Origin of the sequence: Bradyrhizobium sp. 141 (assembly GCF_023074055.1) — a bacterium.
Lineage (GTDB): Bacteria > Pseudomonadota > Alphaproteobacteria > Rhizobiales > Xanthobacteraceae > Bradyrhizobium.
Window position 1 is genome coordinate 138,011 of sequence record NZ_JADPKR010000025.1, and the last position, 22,434, is coordinate 160,444.

The 22,434-nt window shown below is 64.3% G+C and carries 19 protein-coding genes; 15 read left to right on the forward strand and 4 right to left on the reverse strand.

The genetic code is table 11. The features are described 5' to 3' along the window. Nucleotides 1–209: 209 nt before the first annotated feature. From IVA81_RS08010 to trmB, 3 genes are all read left to right on the forward strand, one after another. On the forward strand, nucleotides 210–623 hold the full coding sequence (locus IVA81_RS08010) for a helix-turn-helix transcriptional regulator (protein WP_183248336.1): 414 nt from the start codon (nucleotides 210–212) through the stop codon (nucleotides 621–623). A gap of 86 nt (nucleotides 624–709) precedes the next feature. Beyond that, nucleotides 710–1,867: a M20 family metallopeptidase gene (locus IVA81_RS08015; protein WP_247314455.1), complete on the forward strand. Its 1,158-nt coding sequence runs from the start codon at nucleotides 710–712 to the stop codon at nucleotides 1,865–1,867. Next, nucleotides 1,864–2,574, forward strand: a complete 711-nt coding sequence (gene trmB / locus IVA81_RS08020; protein ID WP_247314457.1) for a tRNA (guanosine(46)-N7)-methyltransferase TrmB — start codon at nucleotides 1,864–1,866, stop codon at nucleotides 2,572–2,574. Before IVA81_RS08015 ends, trmB begins: the two co-directional genes overlap by 4 nt. A gap of 129 nt (nucleotides 2,575–2,703) precedes the next feature. Here the strand turns inward: trmB and IVA81_RS08025 are convergent, their stop codons facing one another. Further along, the gene (locus IVA81_RS08025; protein ID WP_247314458.1) at nucleotides 2,704–3,786 is read right to left on the reverse strand and encodes a DUF2336 domain-containing protein; all 1,083 of its coding nucleotides are present in this window, start codon (nucleotides 3,784–3,786) and stop codon (nucleotides 2,704–2,706) included. Between the two features lie 372 nt (nucleotides 3,787–4,158). Between IVA81_RS08025 and rimP the strand changes: the two genes are divergently transcribed. The 8 genes from rimP (at nucleotide 4,159) to pnp (ending at nucleotide 14,537) form a co-directional block, all read left to right on the forward strand. Then, nucleotides 4,159–4,914: a ribosome maturation factor RimP gene (gene rimP, locus IVA81_RS08030; protein WP_247314460.1), complete on the forward strand. Its 756-nt coding sequence runs from the start codon at nucleotides 4,159–4,161 to the stop codon at nucleotides 4,912–4,914. 2 nt (nucleotides 4,915–4,916) lie between these two features. Then, nucleotides 4,917–6,527 carry a transcription termination factor NusA gene (nusA, locus tag IVA81_RS08035; protein WP_018319418.1) on the forward strand — a complete coding sequence of 537 codons (1,611 nt, stop codon included), beginning with the start codon at nucleotides 4,917–4,919 and terminating at the stop codon, nucleotides 6,525–6,527. 23 nt (nucleotides 6,528–6,550) lie between these two features. After that, complete coding sequence (locus IVA81_RS08040; RefSeq protein ID WP_247314461.1) at nucleotides 6,551–7,234, forward strand: RNA-binding protein; 684 nt, start codon at nucleotides 6,551–6,553, stop codon at nucleotides 7,232–7,234. 72 nt (nucleotides 7,235–7,306) lie between these two features. After that, a complete protein-coding gene (gene infB / locus IVA81_RS08045) occupies nucleotides 7,307–10,009 on the forward strand; it encodes a translation initiation factor IF-2 (protein WP_247314463.1) in 2,703 nt (900 codons plus the stop codon). Between the two features lie 155 nt (nucleotides 10,010–10,164). Continuing rightward, entirely contained in the window at nucleotides 10,165–10,611 is a 447-nt protein-coding gene (rbfA, locus tag IVA81_RS08050) for a 30S ribosome-binding factor RbfA (protein ID WP_247314465.1), read from the forward strand. Then, a complete protein-coding gene (truB, locus tag IVA81_RS08055; RefSeq protein WP_247314466.1) occupies nucleotides 10,608–11,729 on the forward strand; it encodes a tRNA pseudouridine(55) synthase TruB in 1,122 nt (373 codons plus the stop codon). Before rbfA ends, truB begins: the two co-directional genes overlap by 4 nt. A 2-nt stretch (nucleotides 11,730–11,731) precedes the next feature. Next, nucleotides 11,732–12,001, forward strand: a complete 270-nt coding sequence (gene rpsO / locus IVA81_RS08060; protein ID WP_008131787.1) for a 30S ribosomal protein S15 — start codon at nucleotides 11,732–11,734, stop codon at nucleotides 11,999–12,001. A 379-nt stretch (nucleotides 12,002–12,380) separates the two neighbouring features. Next, nucleotides 12,381–14,537, forward strand: coding sequence for a polyribonucleotide nucleotidyltransferase (gene pnp / locus IVA81_RS08065; protein WP_247314468.1), 2,157 nt, complete (start codon nucleotides 12,381–12,383; stop codon nucleotides 14,535–14,537). Nucleotides 14,538–14,741: 204 nt separating this feature from the next. Here pnp and katG read toward each other — a convergent pair whose 3' ends face one another. After that, nucleotides 14,742–16,907 carry a catalase/peroxidase HPI gene (katG, locus tag IVA81_RS08070; RefSeq protein ID WP_247314470.1) on the reverse strand — a complete coding sequence of 722 codons (2,166 nt, stop codon included), beginning with the start codon at nucleotides 16,905–16,907 and terminating at the stop codon, nucleotides 14,742–14,744. A 114-nt stretch (nucleotides 16,908–17,021) separates the two neighbouring features. Here katG and IVA81_RS08075 point away from each other — a divergent pair, with 114 nt between their 5' ends. The 4 genes from IVA81_RS08075 to IVA81_RS08090 all read left to right on the forward strand — a co-directional run bounded on the left by IVA81_RS08075 (nucleotide 17,022) and on the right by IVA81_RS08090 (nucleotide 20,079). Continuing rightward, entirely contained in the window at nucleotides 17,022–17,945 is a 924-nt protein-coding gene (locus tag IVA81_RS08075) for a hydrogen peroxide-inducible genes activator (RefSeq protein WP_247314471.1), read from the forward strand. 7 nt (nucleotides 17,946–17,952) lie between these two features. Next, on the forward strand, nucleotides 17,953–18,417 hold the full coding sequence (locus IVA81_RS08080) for a GNAT family N-acetyltransferase (RefSeq protein WP_247314473.1): 465 nt from the start codon (nucleotides 17,953–17,955) through the stop codon (nucleotides 18,415–18,417). A 239-nt stretch (nucleotides 18,418–18,656) separates the two neighbouring features. After that, the gene (locus tag IVA81_RS08085; protein WP_247314475.1) at nucleotides 18,657–19,346 is read left to right on the forward strand and encodes a hypothetical protein; all 690 of its coding nucleotides are present in this window, start codon (nucleotides 18,657–18,659) and stop codon (nucleotides 19,344–19,346) included. 136 nt (nucleotides 19,347–19,482) lie between these two features. Beyond that, on the forward strand, nucleotides 19,483–20,079 hold the full coding sequence (locus IVA81_RS08090) for a glutathione S-transferase family protein (protein ID WP_247314477.1): 597 nt from the start codon (nucleotides 19,483–19,485) through the stop codon (nucleotides 20,077–20,079). A gap of 118 nt (nucleotides 20,080–20,197) precedes the next feature. Here IVA81_RS08090 and fabI read toward each other — a convergent pair whose 3' ends face one another. Together fabI and fabB are read right to left on the reverse strand one after the other, a co-directional pair. After that, the gene (fabI, locus tag IVA81_RS08095; RefSeq protein ID WP_247314481.1) at nucleotides 20,198–20,995 is read right to left on the reverse strand and encodes an enoyl-ACP reductase FabI; all 798 of its coding nucleotides are present in this window, start codon (nucleotides 20,993–20,995) and stop codon (nucleotides 20,198–20,200) included. 200 nt (nucleotides 20,996–21,195) lie between these two features. Further along, nucleotides 21,196–22,419, reverse strand: a complete 1,224-nt coding sequence (gene fabB, locus IVA81_RS08100) for a beta-ketoacyl-ACP synthase I (RefSeq protein WP_247314483.1) — start codon at nucleotides 22,417–22,419, stop codon at nucleotides 21,196–21,198. Nucleotides 22,420–22,434: the final 15 nt, after the last annotated feature.

Below are 22,434 nucleotides of genomic sequence, written 5' to 3' on the forward strand. Positions count from 1 at the left end.
AGCAACGCGGCCGGAAACTTTTGACAACCGCAGTCCCACGGTTGACAGACTGCACGCGGGCTCCCCATTCTGCGCCGGCTGCAAAAGACAGTGGTGCGTTGCTAAATTTCTCCGCAATGTTTCCCAATAAGAGGGTTTGATTTGACGATGCTTGCACCTGAGGCATTCCTAAAGATTGCGCTGAGGGTGGTGTTTGGAGGGCTGAGGAAATGTCGAAAGCGCCCAACCCTGTTGACAAATATGTCGGCAGTCGCGTGCGTATGCGCCGCATCATGTTGGGCATGAGCCAGGAGAAGCTCGGTGAAGCTTTGGGCCTGACTTTCCAGCAGATCCAGAAGTACGAGAAGGGCACCAACCGGGTCGGCGCGAGCCGCATCCAGCAGATCGCCGAGATTCTCCAGGTACCCGTGTCGTTCCTGTTCGAAGGCGGTCCGAGCGGCGTGCCGGGTCCGAACGGCTTCAGCGAAGGTGCCTCGCCCTCTTACGTGTCGGACTTTCTCGCGACCTCCGAAGGACTTGCCTTGACCAAGGCGTTCACGCGAATCACCGACTCGAAGATGCGCCGCTCGATCGTCGATCTCGTCGAGCAGATCGCGGCTCGCGAAGGGCCCGACAAGCGCTGACGCGCCTTCTCAATGGCGATTTGAGACCGCGTCAAATCTGGCCTATGTCGTCATTTATGGCCGCGCCTTGATGCGCGTCCGCTTCGATGATGCGATTCAAAGGCACAGATGCGTCCATGGCCAGCTCCAATTGGTTCGATTCCCAAACTATTCTCGATGGCATCCGCCGCTGGGTGGAGGTCGAGACGCCGACGGAAGCGCCTGAACAGGTCAACAGGCTGGTCTCCATGGTCGCGGACCAATACCGCGATCTGCCCGTCACCCTGGAGCGCATCGCCGGCGTCGATGGCTGCGGCGATCATCTCCTGGCGCGGTCGAATTGGGGCCAGGACCGGCCGGGCATCCTGGTGCTGAGCCACCTCGATACCGTTCATCCCATGGGATTCATCGAGCGCCTGCCGTTCAAGGTCGAAGGCGACGTCGCGTTCGGTCCGGGCATCTACGACATGAAGGGCGGTGCCTACATCGCCCATCACGCCTTTCGCGCGCTGTGCGCGACGGCCGAACGCTCGCCGCTAGGCATCACGCATTTGTTCACCTCCGACGAGGAGATCGGCAGCCCCACCTCGCGCGCACTCATCGAGCAGGAAGGGCGCAACGCCAAATACGTGCTGGTGACTGAACCGGCGCGTGACGGCGGCAAGATCGTCACCGGACGTAAAGGCGTCGGACGCTTCCGCGTGCTCATCAAGGGCGTGCCGGCGCATGCCGGCTCCCGGCCCGAAGACGGCCGCAGCGCCGTCCGCGAGCTCGCCAACGTCATCCTGGCGCTGGAAGGGATGAACGACCTCGCGCGCGGCGTCAGCGTCAATGTCGGTGTGGTGCGCGGCGGCACGCGCCCCAACGTCACGCCGGAAGAGGCCTATGCCGAAGTCGATCTGCGCGTACTGAGCCTCAAGGACGCCGACGAGTTCGTCGGCAAGATCCTTGGGCTGACGTCGAAGACCGAAGGCGTCACCGTCGAGGTCACGGGCGGGCTCAATCGGCCGCCTTACGAGAAGAGCAATGCAGGCGCCTCACTCTACGAGCATGCGAAGACGGTTGCCGCCGAGATCGGCTTCGAGCTGATCGACACCCATACCGGCGGCGGCTCGGACGGCAATTTCACCGCCGCGCAGACCGCAACGCTCGACGGACTCGGCGTCGACGGCAAGGGCGCGCACACCCATTATGAGCAGCTCTATATCTCGTCGCTCGCACCGCGCGCGCGGCTGCTCCATCGCCTGTATCAGACGCTGCGATGAGCGAGCGCAAATCAGACCCCGATCGCGAGGACAGCGAGCGCGCCTTCTTCGGGCGCCGCAAGGGCCACAAGCTCAGGCAGCACCAGGCCGAGCTGGTGGATCATCTGCTGCCGCATCTTGCGCTCGACATCGACGGCGAAACGCCAGCGAACGCCCGCGAGATCTTTGACCCCGCAGCCGAAGATGTGCGGCTCGAGATCGGCTTCGGCGGCGGCGAGCATCTCGCGGCCGAGGCACAGAGCTTCGCCACGACGGGCTTCATCGGCTGCGAGCCTTATGTCAACGGCATGGCAAAGATCCTCGCGCAGATCGAGGCCGCCAACATCGGCAACATCCGCCTGTTCGCCGGCGATGCCGCCGAACTGCTGGCCTGGCTGCCGAAAGCATCCCTGTCTCGGATCGACCTGATCCATCCCGATCCCTGGCCGAAGCGGCGGCACTGGAAACGGCGCTTCGTTCAGGACAGGACGATCGCCGCGATGGCGCGCGTGCTGAAGCCGAACGGCGAATTCCGCTTCGTCTGCGACATCGACGATTACTGCGCCTGGACGCTGTCGCATCTTGCGCGTTCGCAGGATTTCGTCTGGCTTGCCGAACGCGCCGACGACTTCAGGCAGCCATGGGACGGCTACACCATGACGCGCTACGGCCGGAAGGCCGCACGCGAAGGACGTAAGGCCGCGTATTTGCGGTTCAGGCGAGTGTAGATTTCTTGTGCGCCCCACCCGCGATCGTCATGCCCGGGCTTGTCCCGGGCATCCACGGACTTTGCCTCGTGCACACAGAACGTGGATGGCCGGGACAGGCCCGGCCATGACGGCAAGACCTGAACTTGGCTAGATCGTCCGCCGGTTGCGCCAGAAATTCACGACGCGCTCGGCGGTCGTCGGCATCAGGCGCGTGAAGTTCACGCGGGCGGCCTCGATGTCGGCATCAGCAGGCGTGCGGTGCGGACCGTACCAGAGCAGGACGAGCGCGCGCACCGTGGGCCAGCCCAGATTCAGCACGCGGCCGATGATGAGAATCGGATCGTAGCGGTCGCCTGCGACCAGGCGATCGAGAACCGAAAGACGGACGCCGGACATCGCCGAGAGCGAAGCGATCGATTCCTCGTATTTGTGCGCCTTGGCAAAGCCCAGCAGCGCGCTCTCGCCGAGATGGCCCTCGCGATGCAAGGTGAGGACCGTGCGCTGTGCCCCTGAGAAATCGCGCCGCGGCCCCGGCGGCAGCGCGGCCTCCTCGATCGCCGCCATCGCGCGCTTGATCTCGACCTGGCGGGCGGGGTTGACCACGCTGGAGAGGCGCCGGCGGATGACGTCGAGCGTCCCATCGAGAAGCTCTTTCAGGTGCTCGCCCGAAAGGTCGCGGCGCTGACCGATCTTGAGTGTCAGCACACCGTCCTGCGCCGCGCGCTTGATCATCTCGGAATAGCTGCTCGGCGAGAACACCGCGCCGGCATTGCCCGCGGCGCGGCGCACCACGTCGCGATCGCCGCGCTCGACCAGCACGTCGGTGATCTCAGCCGACAATGCGGGCCGCTCCGTCATCGCCAGAAGATGGCCCTGGCCCTTCAGCCGCGCGATCTCGACCAGAGCGGAATCATCGAGCACGGGTGAGCGGCGCAGCACGGGGGCCGCCACCATGATCTCGTTTTCGCGCGCGAGTTGATTGACCAGGTGCGGCGGCGCGTTGTTCAGGCGCGAGAAGCGCTCGGCCAGGTCAACGCGCGAGGCAAGCTCCGCATGCGGCACGAGATCGATCAGAAGATTGTCGAAGAGATCGATGAGTTCGGGACGAAGGTTGGCGGAATCCTGGAAGAACAGTTCGGAGATGGCGCGCGCGATCTCGCCGCGTCGCCGCGGATCGCCGCGTTTGACGATATCGTCCAGTCCGGGAATGAGCGACGTGGCAACGGTCATGAAAACAACTCGATCAGGGCACGCCGCGGGTGCGCCCTTGGTCCAAGCCGCCCCACAATCAGGGAATTTAGCCCCCCGAGGTGAAAGAAGCGTTAGGCCCGGGACGCCGCGAATCGGGCGCAAAAAGCCCCATTTGACCCGCGATGGGCCTTGTCCGGGGAGACAGAAAGCGCTATATCAGCGCCAATTCATCTTCTCATACGATCCGCGTAGTGAGAGTGGGCCCGAAAGGACCCGCTCTTTTTTATTACCTGAACGCGGCTTGGCGGAAGATGCGGCCCGACGCGTGTCGGGAGAGTTCCGAAGCGGGCTTTGAAATCTTAACCAAGCCTTAACGCAAGCCTTATTCAAACGAGCGCCTTGACCCCTGATATGACCGAACCGAACCCTGGTTCCACCGATGCCGAATTGCTGGCCGAGCCGAGGCTCGTGGTCGAGCCGGGCGCGGCGGCACGGGTGTCCGCGGTCGCAGCGCCGGTGCTCGAGGGCATGGGCTACCGCCTGGTGCGGATCCGCATTTCCGGGGAAGCCGGCTGCACTGTGCAGATCATGGCCGAGCGGCCGGACGGCTCGATGCAGCTCGAGGATTGCGAGGCGATCTCGCGGGCGCTGTCGCCCGTGCTCGATGTCGCCGACCCCATCGATCGCGCCTATCGGCTGGAAATCTCCTCGCCGGGGATCGACCGGCCGCTGGTCCGCCGTTCCGATTTCGAGCGCTATTTTGGCCATCTGGTGAAGATCGACATGGCTGTTGCCCATGAAGGGCGCAAGCGGTTCCGCGGCAGGATCGGTCCCGTCGAAGGCGATCGCGTGCATCTGCATCGCGACGACGTCAAGGCGGCCGAGGATCCCGACGTGCTCCTGACGATGGAGGATATCGGCGAGGCCCGGCTGGTGCTGACCGACGAGCTGATTGCGGAATCGATGCGCCGCGGCAAGGCCGAGGAGCGCCAGATGCGCCGCGATCTCGGCCTTGAGCCGCCGCAGGCGCCGCACGCCAAGATCAGCGAAAAGACCACCAAGAACACCAAGCCGAAGAAGAAGCCGGCACCGACCAATACGAAGAAACATCGCCTGGCCGCCGAACGCGCGCGACGGGGCGAGATCGAGCCTGACGAAGGAGACTAGCCATGGCAGTCAGCGCCAATCGACTTGAATTGCTCCAGATCGCCGACGCCGTTGCGCGCGAGAAATCCATCGACCGCGGCATCGTCATCGCGGCGATGGAGGATGCCATCGCCAAGGCCGCGCGCGCACGTTACGGCAGCGAGACTGATGTTCATGCCGAGATCGACCCGAAGAAGGGCGAGCTGCGGCTGTCGCGCCACATGCTTGTGGTCGAGAAGGTCGAAAACCACTCCAACCAGATCTCGCTTGTGGATGCGCAGCGCGCCAATCCCGGCGCCCAGGTCGGCGACACCATCGCCGACACCCTGCCGCCGCTGGAATATGGCCGTATCGCCGCGCAATCGGCCAAGCAGGTCATCGTACAGAAGGTGCGCGAGGCCGAGCGCGATCGGCAATACCAGGAATTCAAGGACCGCATCGGCGACATCGTCAACGGCGTCGTCAAGCGCGTCGAATATGGCAGCGTGATCGTCGACCTCGGCCGCGGCGAAGCCATCATCCGCCGCGACGAGATGCTGCCGCGCGAAGTGTTCCGCAACGGCGACCGTGTCCGCGCCTACATCTTCGACGTCCGCCGCGAGACCCGCGGTCCGCAGATCTTCCTCTCCCGCACCCATCCGCAGTTCATGGCGAAGCTGTTCGCGCAGGAAGTGCCGGAAATCTATGACGGCATCGTCGAGATCAAGGCGGTCGCCCGCGATCCGGGCTCGCGCGCCAAAATCGGCGTGATTTCCCGCGATTCCTCGGTCGATCCGGTCGGCGCCTGCGTCGGCATGCGCGGCTCGCGCGTGCAGGCCGTGGTGAACGAATTGCAGGGCGAGAAGATCGACATCATCCCCTGGTCGCCCGACATCGCGACCTTCGTGGTCAACGCGTTGGCGCCGGCCGAAGTGTCCAAAGTCGTCATCGACGAAGACCGCGAGCGCATCGAGGTCGTCGTGCCTGATACCAACAACCAGCTCTCGCTGGCGATCGGCCGCCGCGGCCAGAACGTGCGTCTGGCCTCGCAGCTCACCGGCTGGGACATCGACATCCTGACCGAGCAGGAGGAATCGGAGCGCCGCCAGGCCGACTTCGAGAACTCCACCCGCGTCTTCATGGAATCGCTCAACGTCGACGAAGTGGTCGGCCAGCTGCTGGCGTCCGAAGGCTTCACCTCGGTCGAGGAACTCGCCATGGTGGACCTCAAGGAACTCGCCGGCATCGAGGGTTTCGACGAGGAGACCGCGCAGGAGCTCCAGAGCCGTGCCCGCGAATATCTCGAGCAGCAGGAAGCGGAGATCGAGGCCAGGCGCAAGGAGCTTGGTGTCGAGGACGCCGTCAAGGACGTGCCCGGCGTCACCTCCAAGATGCTGGTGAAGTTCGGCGAGAACGACATCAAGACGGTCGACGACCTCGCGGGCTGCGCCACCGACGATCTGGTCGGCTGGACCGAGCGCAAGGAAGGCGGCGAGCAGACCAAATTCCCAGGCGCCCTCGACGGCATCGATATTTCCCGTGACGATGCCGAAGCGATGATCATGCAGGCCCGCGTCAAGGCCGGCTGGATCACCGAGGCCGATCTCGCCAAGCCCGCAGAAGAGGCTGAGGCGACCGAAGATCAGCCGGCTTAAGGACGAAGGAGGATGTCGCCCGGATGCTCACCGATACTGACCCCGAACTCGACCATGGACCGCGGACCGAAAGGTCCGCGACCATGCGGATGTGCGCGGTCAGTCGGCAGGTCCGGCCGATCGACGAGCTGATCCGCTTCGTCATTTCGCCGCAAGGCGACGTGGTTCCAGATCTCAAGCGCAAGCTGCCCGGACGCGGCATGTGGCTCACAGCCTCCCGCGGGGTGGTTGCGGAAGCCGTGCGGCGTCACCAATTTAGCAAGACCTTCAAGCGCGAGCTGCGCATCCCCCAGACGCTTCCTGCCGACATCGAGGCGCTCCTGGTCCGGAGCGTGACGGAAGCCCTTGGGATCGCCGCCAAGGCCGGCCAGGTTGTGGCCGGCTTCGGCAAGGTCGAAAGCGCCCTTGGGGAAGGCACGGTCGAGGTCCTGATCCACGCCAGCGACGGGGCCGCGGACGGAATCCGCAAATTGGACATGCTGGCGCGTCAAAATACCGGAAATCGCGGCGCCAAGCCGCAGATTCCCGTCGTTACCGCACTGAAATCGTTAGAATTGGATTTGGCACTGACCCGGTCAAATGTGATACATGCTGCCGTGCTCGCGGGCCCGGCGAGCAAGTCATTCCTGTCACGTAGCCAGATGCTGGTCCGATACCGGATGGCGGACGCTGACAAGACTGCCGAAAAGCCCGGCCAGGATTTCTGAGAGACAACCACGACCCGATAGGACGGTGCGGCAACGCACAACGTTAACAAAGATCAGGATTAGGACTGCTGAATGGTTGATACCAAGACCCCTGACGACAAGAAGCTGAGCGTTCCGAGCAAGACGCTATCGCTCAAGCCGCGCGTCGAAACGGGCACTGTACGTCAGAGCTTCAGCCATGGCCGCAGCAAGCAGGTCGTGGTCGAGAAGCGCGGCAAGCGCCGCATCGACGGCAGCCCCGAGCCGCAGGCTCCGACGGTCGTTGCAAAGCCGACACCGGCCGCGCCCACGCCCGCTCCGTCGCGCCCTGCGCCGCCGCGCAACGCCGGCTCCGGCGTGGTGCTGCGCACGCTGACCGAGGACGAACGCTCCGCCCGCGCCAGCGCGCTGGCCGATGCCAAGGTTCGCGAAGTCGAAGAGCGCCGCGTGGCCGAGGAAGAGGCGCAGCGCCGCGCTGTTCGCGAAGCCGCCGAACGCGCCGACCGCGAGGCCGCCGAATCCCGCCGCAAGGCCGAGGAAGAACGTCACCGTCACGAGGACGAAGCCAAGCGCAAGGCCGAGACCGAAGCCAAGAAGCGTTTTGGCGAAGGCGAACAGCCGCAATCTGCGCCGCGCCCCGCGGCGGCAGCCCCGGCTGCCCCTGCACCGCGCCCCGGCGCGCCCACGGCGCGGCCTGGAACCGCGACGGGACGCCCGGGAACGACGACGGCACGCCCTGGAACCACCACGCAGCGGCCGGCCGGCGGACCGGTGGGTCGCGCGCCCGCGGTCGCGGCCGGACCGGACGAGGACGATGGTCCGCGCCAGATTCGTCGCGGTCCCGGCGGCGCCGCGCGTCCCGTGGTCGCCCCCAAGCCCACCCACAAGCCCGGCCCGCAGAAGGAGCGCGGCCGCCTGACGGTTGTCACGGCGCTCAATGCCGATGAGGTGCGCGAGCGTTCGATCGCCTCGTTCCGCCGCCGTACCCAGCGCCTGAAGGGCCACGCCTCGAACGAGCCGAAGGAAAAGCTCATCCGCGAGGTGGTCATTCCGGAAGCGATCACGATCCAGGAACTCGCCAACCGCATGGCCGAGCGCGCGGTCGACGTCATCCGCATGCTGATGAAGCAGGGCGCGATGCACAAGATCACCGACGTGATCGATGCCGACACTGCCCAGCTGATCGCCGAAGAGCTCGGCCACACCGTCAAGCGGGTTGCCGCCTCCGACGTTGAGGAAGGCCTGTTCGACGCCATCGACGATTCCACCGACACCGAGACACGCTCGCCTGTCGTGACCGTGATGGGTCACGTCGACCACGGCAAGACCTCGCTGCTCGACGCGCTCCGTCATGCCAACGTGGTCTCCGGCGAGGCCGGCGGCATCACCCAGCATATCGGCGCCTATCAGGTGGTGTCGCCCGAGAGCGGCAAGAAGATCACCTTCATCGACACGCCCGGCCACGCCGCGTTCACCGCGATGCGCGCCCGCGGCGCCAAGGTCACCGACATCGTCGTGCTGGTGGTCGCGGCCGATGACGGCGTGATGCCGCAGACGATCGAAGCCATCAACCACGCCAAGGCGGCGCGGGTGCCGATCATCGTTGCCATCAACAAGATCGACAAGCCCGACGCCAAGCCCGAGCGCGTGCGCACCGAGCTTCTCCAGCACGAGGTGCAAGTCGAATCGTTCGGCGGCGAAGTCGTCGACGTCGAAGTGTCCGCCAAGAACAAGACCAATCTCGACAAGCTGCTCGAGATGATCGCGCTCCAGGCCGACATTCTCGACCTCAAGACCAATTCGGAGCGTCCGGCCGAAGGCACCGTGATCGAGGCCAAGCTCGATCGCGGCCGCGGCCCGGTCGCGACCGTGCTGGTCCAGCGCGGCACGCTCCGGGTCGGCGACATCATCGTCGCAGGCGCCGAGATGGGCCGCGTCCGCGCGCTGATCTCGGATCAGGGCGAGACCGTGCAGGAAGCAGGTCCGTCGGTGCCGGTCGAAGTGCTCGGCTTCAACGGTCCGCCGGAAGCCGGCGATCGTCTCGCCGTGGTCGAGAACGAAGCCCGCGCCCGCCAGGTCACCAGCTATCGTGCGCACCAGAAGCGCGAGAACGCGGCTGCCTCGATCTCCGGCATGCGCGGCTCGCTCGAGCAGATGATGTCTCAATTGAAGACCGCGGGCCGCAAGGAATTCCCGCTGATCATCAAGGCCGACGTGCAGGGCTCGCTGGAAGCGATCCTCGGCTCGCTGGAGAAGCTCGGCACCGACGAAGTCGCAGCCCGCATCCTGCATGCCGGCGTCGGCGGCATCTCGGAATCCGACGTGACGCTGGCCGAAGGCTTCAACGCCGCGATCATCGGCTTCTCGGTTCGTGCCAACAAGGAGGCCGCTGCGGCCGCCAAGCGCAACGGCATCGAGATCCGCTACTACAACATCATCTACGATCTCGTGGACGACGTGAAGAAGGCGATGAGCGGCTTGCTCGCGCCGACCTTGCGCGAAACCATGCTCGGCAATGCCGCCATCCTGGAGATCTTCAACATCTCCAAGGTCGGCAAGGTCGCCGGCTGCCGTGTCACCGACGGCACCGTGGAACGCGGCGCCAATGTGCGCCTGATCCGCGACAACGTCGTCGTGCACGAAGGCAAGCTGTCGACGCTGAAGCGCTTCAAGGACGAAGTGAAGGAAGTCCAGTCCGGTCAGGAATGCGGCATGGCCTTCGAGAACTACCACGACATGCGTGCCGGTGACGTGATCGAGTGTTACCGCGTGGAGACGATCCAGCGCTCCCTGTAAGTCCAAATCTTACCGAAGCGCCCGGATCTTTTTGAGCTGAAATTGCGGGAGTGCGATGGCCGGATTTTTTCCGGCCATCCACCCCTCTTCGTTTCAACAGGACAAATGACAATGCCCGTGTCCCAAACACGGGCATGACGAGGTGATTTTCGAGAATGCCACGCCATCATCAGAAGAAGAGTTCCGCACCAGGCGGGGGCTCGCAACGCCAGTTGCGCGTCGGCGAGCAGGTTCGCCACGCGATGGCCGAGATTCTGGCGCAAGGCAATGTGCATGATGCGGATCTCGAAGGTCACATCATCACCGTGCCGGAGGTGCGGATGTCGCCCGACCTGAAGCTCGCGACCGTCTACGTGATGCCGCTCGGTGGCCGCGACACCGAGATCATCATCGCTGCGCTCGAACGCAACAAGAAGTTCTTGCGCGGCGAGGTCGCGCGGCGCGTTAACCTGAAATTTGCACCTGACCTTCGCTTCCGCGTCGACGAGCGATTCGACGAAGCGGAACGGATCGAGAAGCTTTTGCGAACACCTGCGGTGCAGAAGGACCTCGAACAGGACTTGGAACAGAATCCGGATACGGATCGGGAAGAAGAACAATGACGATGGACCCGGCTCACGGCACGATCGGCGGCGAAGAAGCCGATCAGCGCGACGTGCAGAAAAATAATTTTGCGGACGTCGGCGGCCATTCTCAGCCGCATCAGGAGCCGCGCCGCGTCAACAACGATCCGCGTGCCAATAACAAGCAGAAGGGCAACCAGGTTCGCCGCGACCGGCGCGACGTCCATGGCTGGGTCGTGCTCGACAAGCCGATCGGCATGACCTCGACGCAGGCGGTTGCGGTGCTCAAGCGCTTGTTCAACGCCAAGCGCGCCGGACACGCCGGCACGCTCGATCCGCTCGCCTCGGGCGGGCTGCCGATCGCGCTCGGGGAAGCCACTAAGACCGTTCCCTTCGTCATGGACGGCCGCAAGCGCTACCAGTTCACGGTGTGCTGGGGCGAGGAGCGCGACACCGACGACATCGAGGGCCGGGTCACCGCGACCTCGGACCAGCGTCCGACCCGGGAGGCCATCCAGGCCCTCCTGCCCCGCTTCACCGGGGTGATCGAGCAGATCCCGCCGCGCTATTCCGCGATCAAGATCCAGGGCGAGCGCGCCTATGACCTCGCCCGCGACGGCGAGGTCGTCGAACTGGCCGCCCGTCCGGTCGAGATTCACCATTTAACCCTTGTAGATCAACCGGATAACGACCGGGCCGTGTTCGAAGCCGAATGCGGCAAGGGCACCTATGTCCGCGCCCTCGCCCGCGATATGGGCCGGATTCTCGGCACTTTCGGCCATATCTGCGCGCTGCGGCGGACCCTGGTCGGCCCATTTGGCGAAAACGACATGATTCCACTGGATCAGCTGGAGGCTTTGTGCGATAGAGCCGCGTCCGGCGAGGGTAGCCTCGCGGACGCGCTTATGCCCGTTGAGACCGCGCTGGACGACATCCCGGCACTGGCCGTCACTCGGGCTGATGCGGCAAGGCTCCATCGGGGCCAGGCCGTTTTGTTGCGCGGACGGGATGCGCCCACTTGTAGCGGCACAGTCTATGTCACGGTGGCAGGCCGGCTTCTCGCGCTTGCTGAAGTCGGCAATGGCGAAATCATCCCCAAGCGTGTGTTCAACCTGACCGGCTTGACTGCCTCAACCGGTCGCAACGAGAGAAATTGACGATGTCGATTGCCGCAGAACGCAAAGCGGAAGTCATCAAGACGAATGCTAACAAGGCCGGCGACACCGGCTCGCCCGAGGTTCAGGTCGCGATCCTGTCGGAACGCATCAACAACCTCACCAACCATTTCAAGACCCACGTGAAGGACAACCATTCGCGTCGCGGCCTCTTGAAGCTGGTCTCGACCCGCCGCTCGCTGCTCGACTACCTCAAGAAGCGGGACGAAGCGCGGTACAAGGCGCTGCTCGAGAAGCACAACATTCGTCGCTAACAGTTCTTGCGCGCGCCAACGGCGCGCGTTTTCGCACGTGGCTTCGAACGAAAGCGCCTATTTTAAGCTTTTTGATCGAGGCTGCGCGCACGTCGGATGCGAGCCGTTGACGGCTGGCATCCGGGGCACGATCGGCGAAGACCGCGGTTCGGTGTTCGCATTCGTGCCGACTGAAAGTCCAGCAGCAATCCGGCGGCTGGGCACAACGGGCAAGGCGCCCGTATGACCCGAAAGGATGGACGCCATCCGAAATCCAAAAACCATGGCAGGATCGCAGGACGCTGATCACCCGCTTCGATCAGCGCCCCGCAATCTTGCGCATGGTTTTTGTTTTTCGAGAGCCGTCCCTTCTTTCGAGAACCCATGAAAGAAGACATCTATGTTCAATAAGCATTCAGTCGAGATCGACTGGGGCGGACGCCCTCTCAAGCTGGAAACCGGCAAGATCGCCCGCCAGGCCGACGGCGCCGTCGTCGCCACCTATGGCGAGACCGTGGTGCTCGCCACCGTCGTCGCGGCGAAGGCGCCGCGCGAAGGCGTCGACTTCCTGCCGCTGACCGTCGACTACCAGGAAAAGACCTACGCTGCGGGCCGCATTCCCGGCGGCTATTTCAAGCGCGAAGGACGTCCGACCGAGAAGGAGACGCTGGTCTCCCGCCTGATCGACCGTCCGATCCGTCCGCTGTTCGTCGACGGCTGGCGCAACGAGACCCAGGTGATCGTCACCGTGCTTTCGCATGATATGGAAAACGACCCCGACATCGTCGCGCTGGTGGCCTCGTCGGCGGCGCTGACCCTGTCGGGCGCACCGTTCAAGGGCCCGATCGGCGCGGCCCGCGTCGGCTTCGCCAATGACGAGTTCATCCTCAACCCGACGCTCGACGAAATGGTCGACACCCAGCTCGACCTCGTGGTCGCCGGCACTGCCGACGCCGTGCTGATGGTGGAATCGGAAGCCAAGGAACTGAACGAAGAGATCATGCTCGGCGCGGTGATGTTCGGTCACCGTCATTTCCAGCCGGTGATCAACGCGATCATCGAGCTCGCCGAGAAGGCCGCCAAGGAGCCGCGCGAAGTCACCACAATCGACAATTCCGCGCTCGAAAAGGAAATGCTCGGCATGGTCGAGCAGGAGCTGCGGGCCGCCTACGCCATTCCGGTCAAGCAGGATCGCTATGCCGCGGTCGGCAAGGTCAAGGAAAAGGTGATCGCCCATTACTTCCCCGAAGGGCAGGAGCCGAAATACGACAAGCTGCGCATCGGCGGCGTGTTCAAGGAGCTCGAAGCCAAGATCGTTCGCTGGAACATCCTCGACACCGGCAAGCGCATCGACGGTCGCGACAGCAAGACCGTGCGCAACATCGTCGCCGAAGTCGGCGTGCTGCCCCGCGCCCACGGCTCGGCGCTGTTCACCCGCGGCGAGACCCAGGCGATGGTCGTGACCACGCTCGGCACCGGCGAGGACGAGCAGTACATCGACGCGCTTTCGGGAACGTACAAAGAGACGTTCCTGCTGCACTACAATTTCCCTCCCTACTCGGTCGGTGAGACCGGTCGCCTCGGCGGCACCAAGCGCCGCGAGATCGGCCATGGCAAGCTGGCCTGGCGCGCGATCCACCCGGTGCTGCCGCCGCACCACGAATTCCCCTACACCACGCGCGTGGTGTCGGAGATCACCGAGTCGAACGGCTCGTCCTCGATGGCTTCGGTCTGCGGCGCTTCGCTCGCGTTGATGGATGCCGGCGTGCCGTTGAAGCGGCCGACCGCGGGCATCGCGATGGGCCTGATCCTCGAAGACAAGCGCTTCGCGGTTCTCTCGGACATCCTCGGCGACGAGGACCATCTCGGCGACATGGACTTCAAGGTCGCCGGCACCGAGCAGGGTATCACCTCGCTCCAGATGGACATCAAGATCGAGGGCATCACCGAAGAGATCATGAAGGTCGCGCTCGCCCAGGCCAAGGATGGACGTATCCACATCCTCGGCGAGATGGCCAAGGCGCTCACCAACGCCCGTGCCGAGCTCGGCGAATACGCGCCGCGCATCGAGACCTTCAAGATCGCCACCGACAAGATCCGCGAAGTGATCGGCACCGGCGGCAAGGTGATCCGCGAGATCGTCGAGAAGACCGGCGCCAAGGTCAACATCGAGGACGACGGCACCGTGAAGGTCGCCTCCAGCGACGGCGAGGCGATGAAGGCCGCGATCAAGTGGATCAAGTCGATCGCGTCCGATCCGGAAGTCGGCCAGATCTATGACGGCACCGTCGTCAAGGTGATGGAGTTCGGCGCCTTCGTGAACTTCTTCGGCTCCAAGGACGGCCTCGTCCACATCAGCCAGCTCGCTTCGGCGCGCGTGCAGAAGACCTCCGACGTCGTCAAGGAAGGCGACAAGGTCAAGGTCAAGCTGCTCGGCTTCGATGACCGCGGCAAGACCCGCCTGTCGATGAAGGTCGTCGACCAGACCACCGGCGAAGACCTCGAGGGCAAGGGCGGCGACGGCGAGAAGGCTCCCCGCGAAGCCGCTGGCGAGTAATCGCACCGCACATCAGACACACGAAGGGCGGCCTCTCGGCCGCCCTTTTTGTTTGTTTGTGCTCGCTCCGGCGATCTGCGCTCCCTCTCCCGCTTGCGGGAGAGGGTCGGGGAGAGGGTGTCTCCCCGGAGAGACTCCCGATGAGGAGACCCTCACCCGCGCCTCCGGCGCGACCTCTCCCGCAAGCGGGAGAGATGAAGTGCCTCAAACCGCGATGTCGTACCGGTCGAGGTTCATCACCTTGGTCCAGGCCTTGGCAAAATCCAGCACTAACTGCTGCTTGGAATCCGACGTGGCATAGACTTCCGCGTAGGCCCGGAGCTGCGAGTGCGCGCCGAAGATCAGGTCGACGCGCGTGCCGGTCCACTTCACCGCATTTGTCTTGCGGTCGCGGGCTTCGTAGGTGCCGTCAGCTGCCGGCGTCCACTGCGTGCCCATGTCGAGCAGGTTGACGAAGTAGTCGTTGCTCAGCGTGCCAACCTTCGCGGTGAGGACACCGTGCTTCGAACCATTCGCATTGGCGCCGAGCACGCGCAAGCCGCCGACCAGCGCCGTCATCTCGGGGCCGCTCAGCTTGAGAAGCTGGGCGCGATCGACGAGGGCTTCTTCCTGCTGCAGGAACTGATGCTTCTTGCCGACGTAGTTGCGGAAGCCATCGGCCCGCGGCTCGAGCGGCGCGAAGGACTCCGCGTCGGTCTGCTCCTGCGAAGCATCCATGCGGCCCGGCGTGAACGCAACCTTCACGTCGACGCCGGCATCCTTCGCGGCCTTCTCGACCGCGGCGGTGCCGCCAAGGACGATGAGATCCGCGAGCGAGACCTTCTTCGCGCCTGACGACGCGTTGAAGTCCTTCTGGATCGCTTCGAGCTTGCCGAGCACTTTCGAGAGCTGAGCCGGCTGGTTCACCTCCCAATCCTTCTGCGGGGCAAGGCGAATGCGCGCGCCATTGGCGCCGCCACGCTTGTCCGAGCCGCGGAACGTCGAGGCCGACGCCCAGGCGGTCGAGACCAGCTCCGAGACCGAGAGGCCCGAAGCCAGGATCTTGGTCTTCAGCGCAGCGATGTCCTGGTCGCTGACCAGCTCGTGGTTCAAGGCCGGAATCGGATCCTGCCAGATCAACGTCTCCTTCGGCACGAGCGGGCCGAGATAGCGCTGGATCGGACCCATGTCGCGATGGGTCAGCTTGAACCAGGCGCGGGCGAAGGCGTCCGCGAACTGAGCCGGATTCTCCAGGAAGCGACGCGAGATCTTCTCGTAGGCGGGATCGAGGCGCAGCGAGAGGTCGGTGGTCAGCATCGTCGGCCGATGCTTCTTCGACTTGTCGAAGGCGTCAGGAATGATCGCCTCGGCGCCCTTGGCCGTCCACTGCTGCGCACCGCCCGGGCTCTTCGTCAGCTCCCATTCGTACTTGAACAGGTTCTCGAAGAAGTTGTTGCTCCACTTCGTCGGCGTCGTCGTCCAAGTCACCTCGAGGCCGCTGGTGATGGAATCTCCAGAGTGGCCCGACGCGTGCTTGCTCTTCCAGCCGAGGCCCTGATCTTCCAGTGCGCCCGCTTCCGGCTCCGGGCCGACCAGCGAGGGATCACCCGCGCCATGGGTTTTGCCGAAGCTGTGACCGCCGGCGATCAGCGCGACGGTTTCCTCGTCGTTCATCGCCATGCGGGCGAAGGTCTCGCGGATGTCCTTTGCCGCGGCGACCGGATCCGGCTTGCCGTTCGGGCCTTCCGGATTGACGTAGATGAGGCCCATCTGCACCGCGCCGAGCGGCTCGGCGAGCTGACGCTCGCCGCTGTAGCGCTCATCGCCGAGCCAGGTGCCTTCGGGACCCCAATAGAGCTCTTCAGGCTCCCACACGTCGGCGCGGCCGCCGGCGAAGCCGAAGGTCTTGAAGCCCATCGATTCCAGCGCGACGTTGCCGGCCAGCACCATCAAATCGGCCCAGGAGATCTTGCGGCCGTATTTCTGCTTGATCGGCCACAGCAGACGGCGCGCCTTGTCGAGATTGGCATTGTCGGGCCAGCTGTTGAGCGGTGCGAAACGCTGCTGGCCGGCGCCGGCGCCGCCGCGGCCGTCGGTGGTGCGGTAGGTGCCCGCGCTGTGCCAGGCCATGCGGATCATCAGGCCACCATAATGACCGAAGTCGGCTGGCCACCACTCCTGCGAGTCGGTCATCAGAGCGGTGAGGTCCTTGATGACCGCGTTCAGGTCGAGCGTCTTGAATTCCTTGGCATAGTCGAAGTCCTTGCCCATCGGATCGGACAGGTTGGAATTCTTATGCAGCATCTCGATGCTGAGCTGCGTCGGCCACCAGTCGCGGTTCGCCGGCACGCGTTTTCCACCCGAAAACGGGCACTTCGAAGTGTCGTCCATGAATACCTCCTCTGGTGGCGTCGAACTCGCGCCTTTGACCAGGTAGAACCACTCTAAGCGTCGCGTCCTATCAGGTAAAGTTGACTTTAATGATCGCTGCGATAGGATTTTCTGATGATCAACGTGACGCTGCGCCAGCTCCGGTACTTCGATGCGCTGGCGCGTCATGGTCATTTCGGCCGCGCGGCCGAGTCCTGCTCCATCTCGCAACCGGCCTTGTCGATGCAGATCAAGGAGTTGGAGGAGACGCTCGGCGGCTTGCTGCTGGAGCGTAGCGCCCGGCAGGTGGCGCTGACCCGGTTCGGCGAGGAGCTCGCACAACGCGTCCGCGACATTTTGCGCTCGGTCGATGAGCTCGGCGATTTCGCCCGCGCCTCGCAGGATCGCTTCGCGGGCCGGCTGCGCATCGGCATGATTCCGACGATCGCGCCCTATCTCCTGCCCACGATCACCAAGAATCTCACGCGCCTGCATCCGGAGCTCGACATCCGCGTGCGCGAGACCATGACGCCGCGGCTGATCCAGGAGCTGGTGGAGGGACGGCTCGACACCGCCATCGTGGCGCTGCCGGTGTCAGAGCCCTCGCTGACCGAGGTCGCCCTGTTCGAGGAAAAATTCCTGCTGGTCCGGCCGGGCGCGGATGAGGGAACGCCGGCGCCGTCGCGCGAGATGATGCGGGAGATGCGGCTGTTGCTGCTCGAGGAGGGGCACTGCTTTCGCGATCAGGCGCTGTCGTTCTGCAACATGCAATCGGCGCCGCCGCGCGAGATGCTGGACGCCAATTCGCTGTCGACGCTGGTCCAGATGGTCAGCGCCGGCATCGGCGTCACCTTGATTCCGGAGATGGCGGTGCCGGTGGAGACGCGATCGGCTTCGGTCTCGCTCGCGCGCTTCCGCGACCCCGAGCCGTCCCGCACCATCGGCATGGTCTGGCGCAAGACCAGCCCCTTGGCCCGGCAGCTGCTGCAGATCTCCGAAGTGGTGTGCCTGTCGGCCGGCAAGGCGCCGCGTCCGGCCGCGTGCAATCACCGGACCTGAGCGCCGGATGTCGCATCCGCTCATTCGCCCCGCCCGCGCAGACGAATACGATGAGGTCGGCCGCGTCTGGATGGAGAGCTGGGTCTCGACCGGCCTCGGCGAGGCCAGCGACTTCCTGCTGGCAAATCTGCGCGCGCGCATCCGGCGCGAGATCGAGGACGGCTGGAGCCTGTTTGTCGCCGACGATCAAGGCACGATCGCCGCCATGCTGGCTCTGCATTTGCGGATGCTCTATCTCGACATGCTCTTCGTCGCGCCGGCCTATCAGGGCCGATCGCTCGGCCGGCAATTGCTCGCCTTCACCCGCACGCAAATGCCTGATGAGATGTACCTGCGTTGCGTCCGCGAGAACGAAAAAGCCTGGCGCTGGTACGAGCGCGCAGGTTTTGTGTTCGAGAAGGAAGAGATTGAGCCGTCGAATGGGTTCGTGATGAAGTACTATCGGTGGAAGCGGCAGCGACCGATTGGATAGACGGCGACCTCCGGGTGCAGCTTGCGGTTGTCACAGTCCCACCCTAGTGTGGGTCATCCGACGACCTCCTGTTTCTGATCCCCCTGGAATCCATGTTTCGATTTGCTGCCTCATTGCTCGTCCCATTGTCCCTTCTGGCTTCGGCATCAGCGCAAACTCCTCCCGCAACCTCCGCGTCTCCCGCAGCGGCCGCACCGGCAAAACCAGCTGCCAAGAAGGCCACGCCGAAGGCCAAACCGGTGGCGAAGCAGCCGGTCGCGGTCGAGAGCGGCCCCTGCAAGCTCGGCGTGATCTCGGTGATCGGCGAGCGCTACTCCGTCCAGAAATTCGGACTGACCATTTTCGAGAACGAGGAGGCCGAAATCCCCATCGACTGGGGTCTCGACGATCTCGTGTTTGCGCGGGTGAAAGCCGCAACGGGCGGCGATCCCGGCGTTCGCAGGATCGCCTACCCCAAGGGAGCCTTCGAACCCTTCTATCATCCGAAATCGCGATTCATTCCCGATCCTAACGAACGCCTGCCGGCGATCGTGCGCGGCATCACGCCGAACGTGAGCTGCGATCGCTATCTCGTTGCGACCACGTACAAGGGAGAATTGCCGGGCAGCCGCATGATGTTGAATGGCATCGGCACATTCAATCAAGGGCTCGGAAATCTGATCCGGCATTCGCACTTGTTCGCGAACATCTCGATCAACCTGATCGACGGCCGGAGCTACGAGGAGATCAAGCGCCCCTTTGTGAATTTCGGCGCGAACTTCGCCGCAAGTATGCGACTGACCGAAGACCCGCTTAACAAGCTCGACAATGACCAGTTCCCCAACCCGCCCGCGACGGCTTCGAGCAGCGCGATCCTGCGCGAGAAAACGCGGGCGCTCATCACCGACAGGCTCGATCGGGGGCTTCCCGGCTATCTGAAGCAAGACTGATACGCGCTCATTCGCGTCGACCAAGATGTTGACGACCGAACACTGCATCGGGCCAACCGTAGTGCGTTGCGATTTCGATACAGACACGCGATGAATGGGCCTCGCCCCGCCTCACGCCGATGGAAGGTCCCCCGCCATGATCAAGCTCTATTGGTCGCCCCGCTCGCGCTCGTTCACGACACTCTGGCTGATGGAAGAGAGCGGCCTTGCCTATGAGCGCGTGCTGACCGACATCTCGACCGGCGCGCAGAAGGCGCCGGAGTTTCTCAAGGTCAATCCGATGGGCAAGGTTCCGGCGCTCGCCGACGGCGACGTTGCACTCGGCGAAGCCGCCGCGATCTGCGCCTACATTGCCGACCGCTATCCCGAGACGAAGCTGGCGCCACTCGTGACCGATCCGCGCCGTGGGCGGTATCTGCAATGGCTGTTCTTTTCGCCGGGCTGCATCGAGCCCGCCATCATCCAGATCTTCACCAAGATCGAGATCCCGACCTCGACCGCCGCCTGGGGCAGCGCGACGCAGGTCTTCGACGTGCTGGAAGCCGCGCTCGCCAAGGGGCCCTGGATCCTCGGCGAGGAATTTTCGGCCGCCGACATCACGATCGGATCGGGCCTGAACTTCGCGGTGCGCCTGTTCAAGATGGTGCCGTCACGTCCCGCCTTCGATGCCTATCTCGCGCGCTGCATGGCGCGGCCGGCGTTCCAGCGTGCGGAAAAGGTCGCGGCGGGTTGAAGCAGCTCTCGTAGGGTGGGCAAAGGCGCCTTCGCCGTGCCCACCATCTGAAATCATTGAGAGACGGTGGGCACGTCGCTTGCGCTCCTTTGCCCACCCTACGGAATCTGCGAACGGTTCATTCCGCCTTCAGATCGTCGGGCCTCGGCATCAGGACGATGTTGTAGCCGGAATCGACATAGTGGATCTCGCCGGTCACGCCGCCGGACAGATCCGACAGCAGATACAGCGCCGAGCCGCCGAGCTCGTCGAGCGTGACGCCGCGGCGGAGCGGCGAATGCTTCTGCATGTAAGCGAACATCGCGCGCGCCTCGCCGATGCCCGAGCCGGCGAGCGTGCGGATGGGGCCTGCGGAGATTGCGTTGACGCGGATGCCGCGGGGTCCGAAATCGGAGGCGAGATAGCGCACCGAGGCTTCCAGCGCCGCCTTGGCCACGCCCATCACGTTGTAGTTCGGCATCGCGCGCTCCGAGGCCCCGAAGGTCAGCGTGATCATGCTGCCGCCCTCCGTCATCAGCTCTGCGGCGCGCTTTGCGACTTCCGTGAACGAGAAGCAGGAGATCACCATCGTGCGCGAGAAGTTCTCGCGGCTGGTGTCGGCGTAGCGGCCCTTCAGCTCGTTCTTGTCGGCAAAGCCGATGGCGTGGATCACGAAATCGAGCTTGCCCCACTTTTCGCGCAGCACATCGAAGGTGGCATCGACACTTGCGATGTCCTCGACATCGCAAGGCAGCACCAGATCGACCCCGAGCTGCTCGGCCAGCGGCTTGACGCGCTTGCCCAGCGCCTCGCCCTGGAAGGTGAAGGCAAGCTCGGCACCGTGGGCATGCAGCGTCTTCGCCATGCCCCAGGCGATCGAGTGATCATTAGCGATGCCCATGATCAGACCGCGCTTGCCTTTCATCAAACCTTCCATCTCGCGACTACCTTCCGCTTTCGTCATGCCCGGGCATAGCCGTCTGAAGGACGGCGTCGATTCGCTCGCCTATGACCCGGGCATCCACGCCCTTCAGCGCCTGAGGCTAAGACGTGGATGGCCGGGACATCTGGCGCGAAGACGCGCTTCGCGCTTTTGCCCGGCCATGACGAGAAATTACCAACACGTCCGCGAGGACGTCACGCATCCAGCCGGCTGAATACCAGCGTGGCGTTGGTGCCGCCGAAGCCGAAGGAGTTCGACAGCACGGTGCCGATCTTGACGTTGTCGATGCGCTTGCGCACGATCGGCATGTCGGCGAAAACAGGATCGAGCTCCTGGATGTGCGCGCTCTCGCAGATGAAGCCGTTATTCATCATCAGCAGCGAGTAGATCGCCTCCTGCACGCCGGTAGCGCCCAGCGAGTGGCCGGTCAGCGCCTTGGTGGCCGAGATCGGCGGGCACTTCTCGCCACTTCCGAACACCCGACGGAGCGCGTCGATCTCCGGGGGATCGCCGGCCGGCGTCGAGGTCGCGTGGGGATTGATGTAGTCCACCTTGGTCTTCACCGTCGACATTGCCATGCGCATGCAGCGCTCGGCGCCTTCACCCGATGGCGCGACCATGTCGTAGCCGTCCGAAGTCGCGCCGTAACCGACGATCTCGCCGTAAATGCGGGCGCCCCGCGCCTTGGCATGCTCGAGCTCTTCCAGCACCAGCACGCCGGCGCCGCCGGCGATGACGAAGCCGTCGCGGTTGACGTCGTAGGGACGCGAGGCCGTGGCAGGCGTGTCATTGTACTTCGAGGACATCGCGCCCATGGCGTCGAACAGCACCGACAGCGACCAGTCCAATTCTTCACAGCCACCGGCGAAGATGACGTCCTGCTTGCCGATCTGGATCGTCTCATAGGCATTGCCGACGCAATGATTCGACGTCGCGCAGGCCGAGGAGATCGAGTAGTTCACGCCCTTGATCTTGAACCAGGTCGCAAGCGTCGCGGAGGCCGTGGACGACATCGCCTTCGGCACTGCAAACGGTCCGACGCGCTTCGGTCCCTTGGTGCGGGTGATGTCGGCGGCTTCGACGATGGTGCGGGCGGACGGGCCGCCGGAGCCCATGATGATGCCGGTGCGGATGTTGGAGACTTCGTCAGGCGACAGACCGGAATCCTGAATCGCCTGCTCCATCGCAACATGATTCCACGCCGCGCCCTGACCGAGGAAACGCATGGCGCGGCGGTCGACCACCGTCGCGGGATCGAGCGTCGGCGCGCCTTGCACCTGCGAACGAAACCCTAGCTCGGCATGTTTCTCAGCCCGAGAAATGCCCGACTTCGCCTCGTGAAGGCTCGCAAGCACTTCCTGGGTGTTGTTTCCGATCGACGAGACGATGCCCATCCCGGTGACCACAACCCGCCTCATGACAGCCTCGCCCTG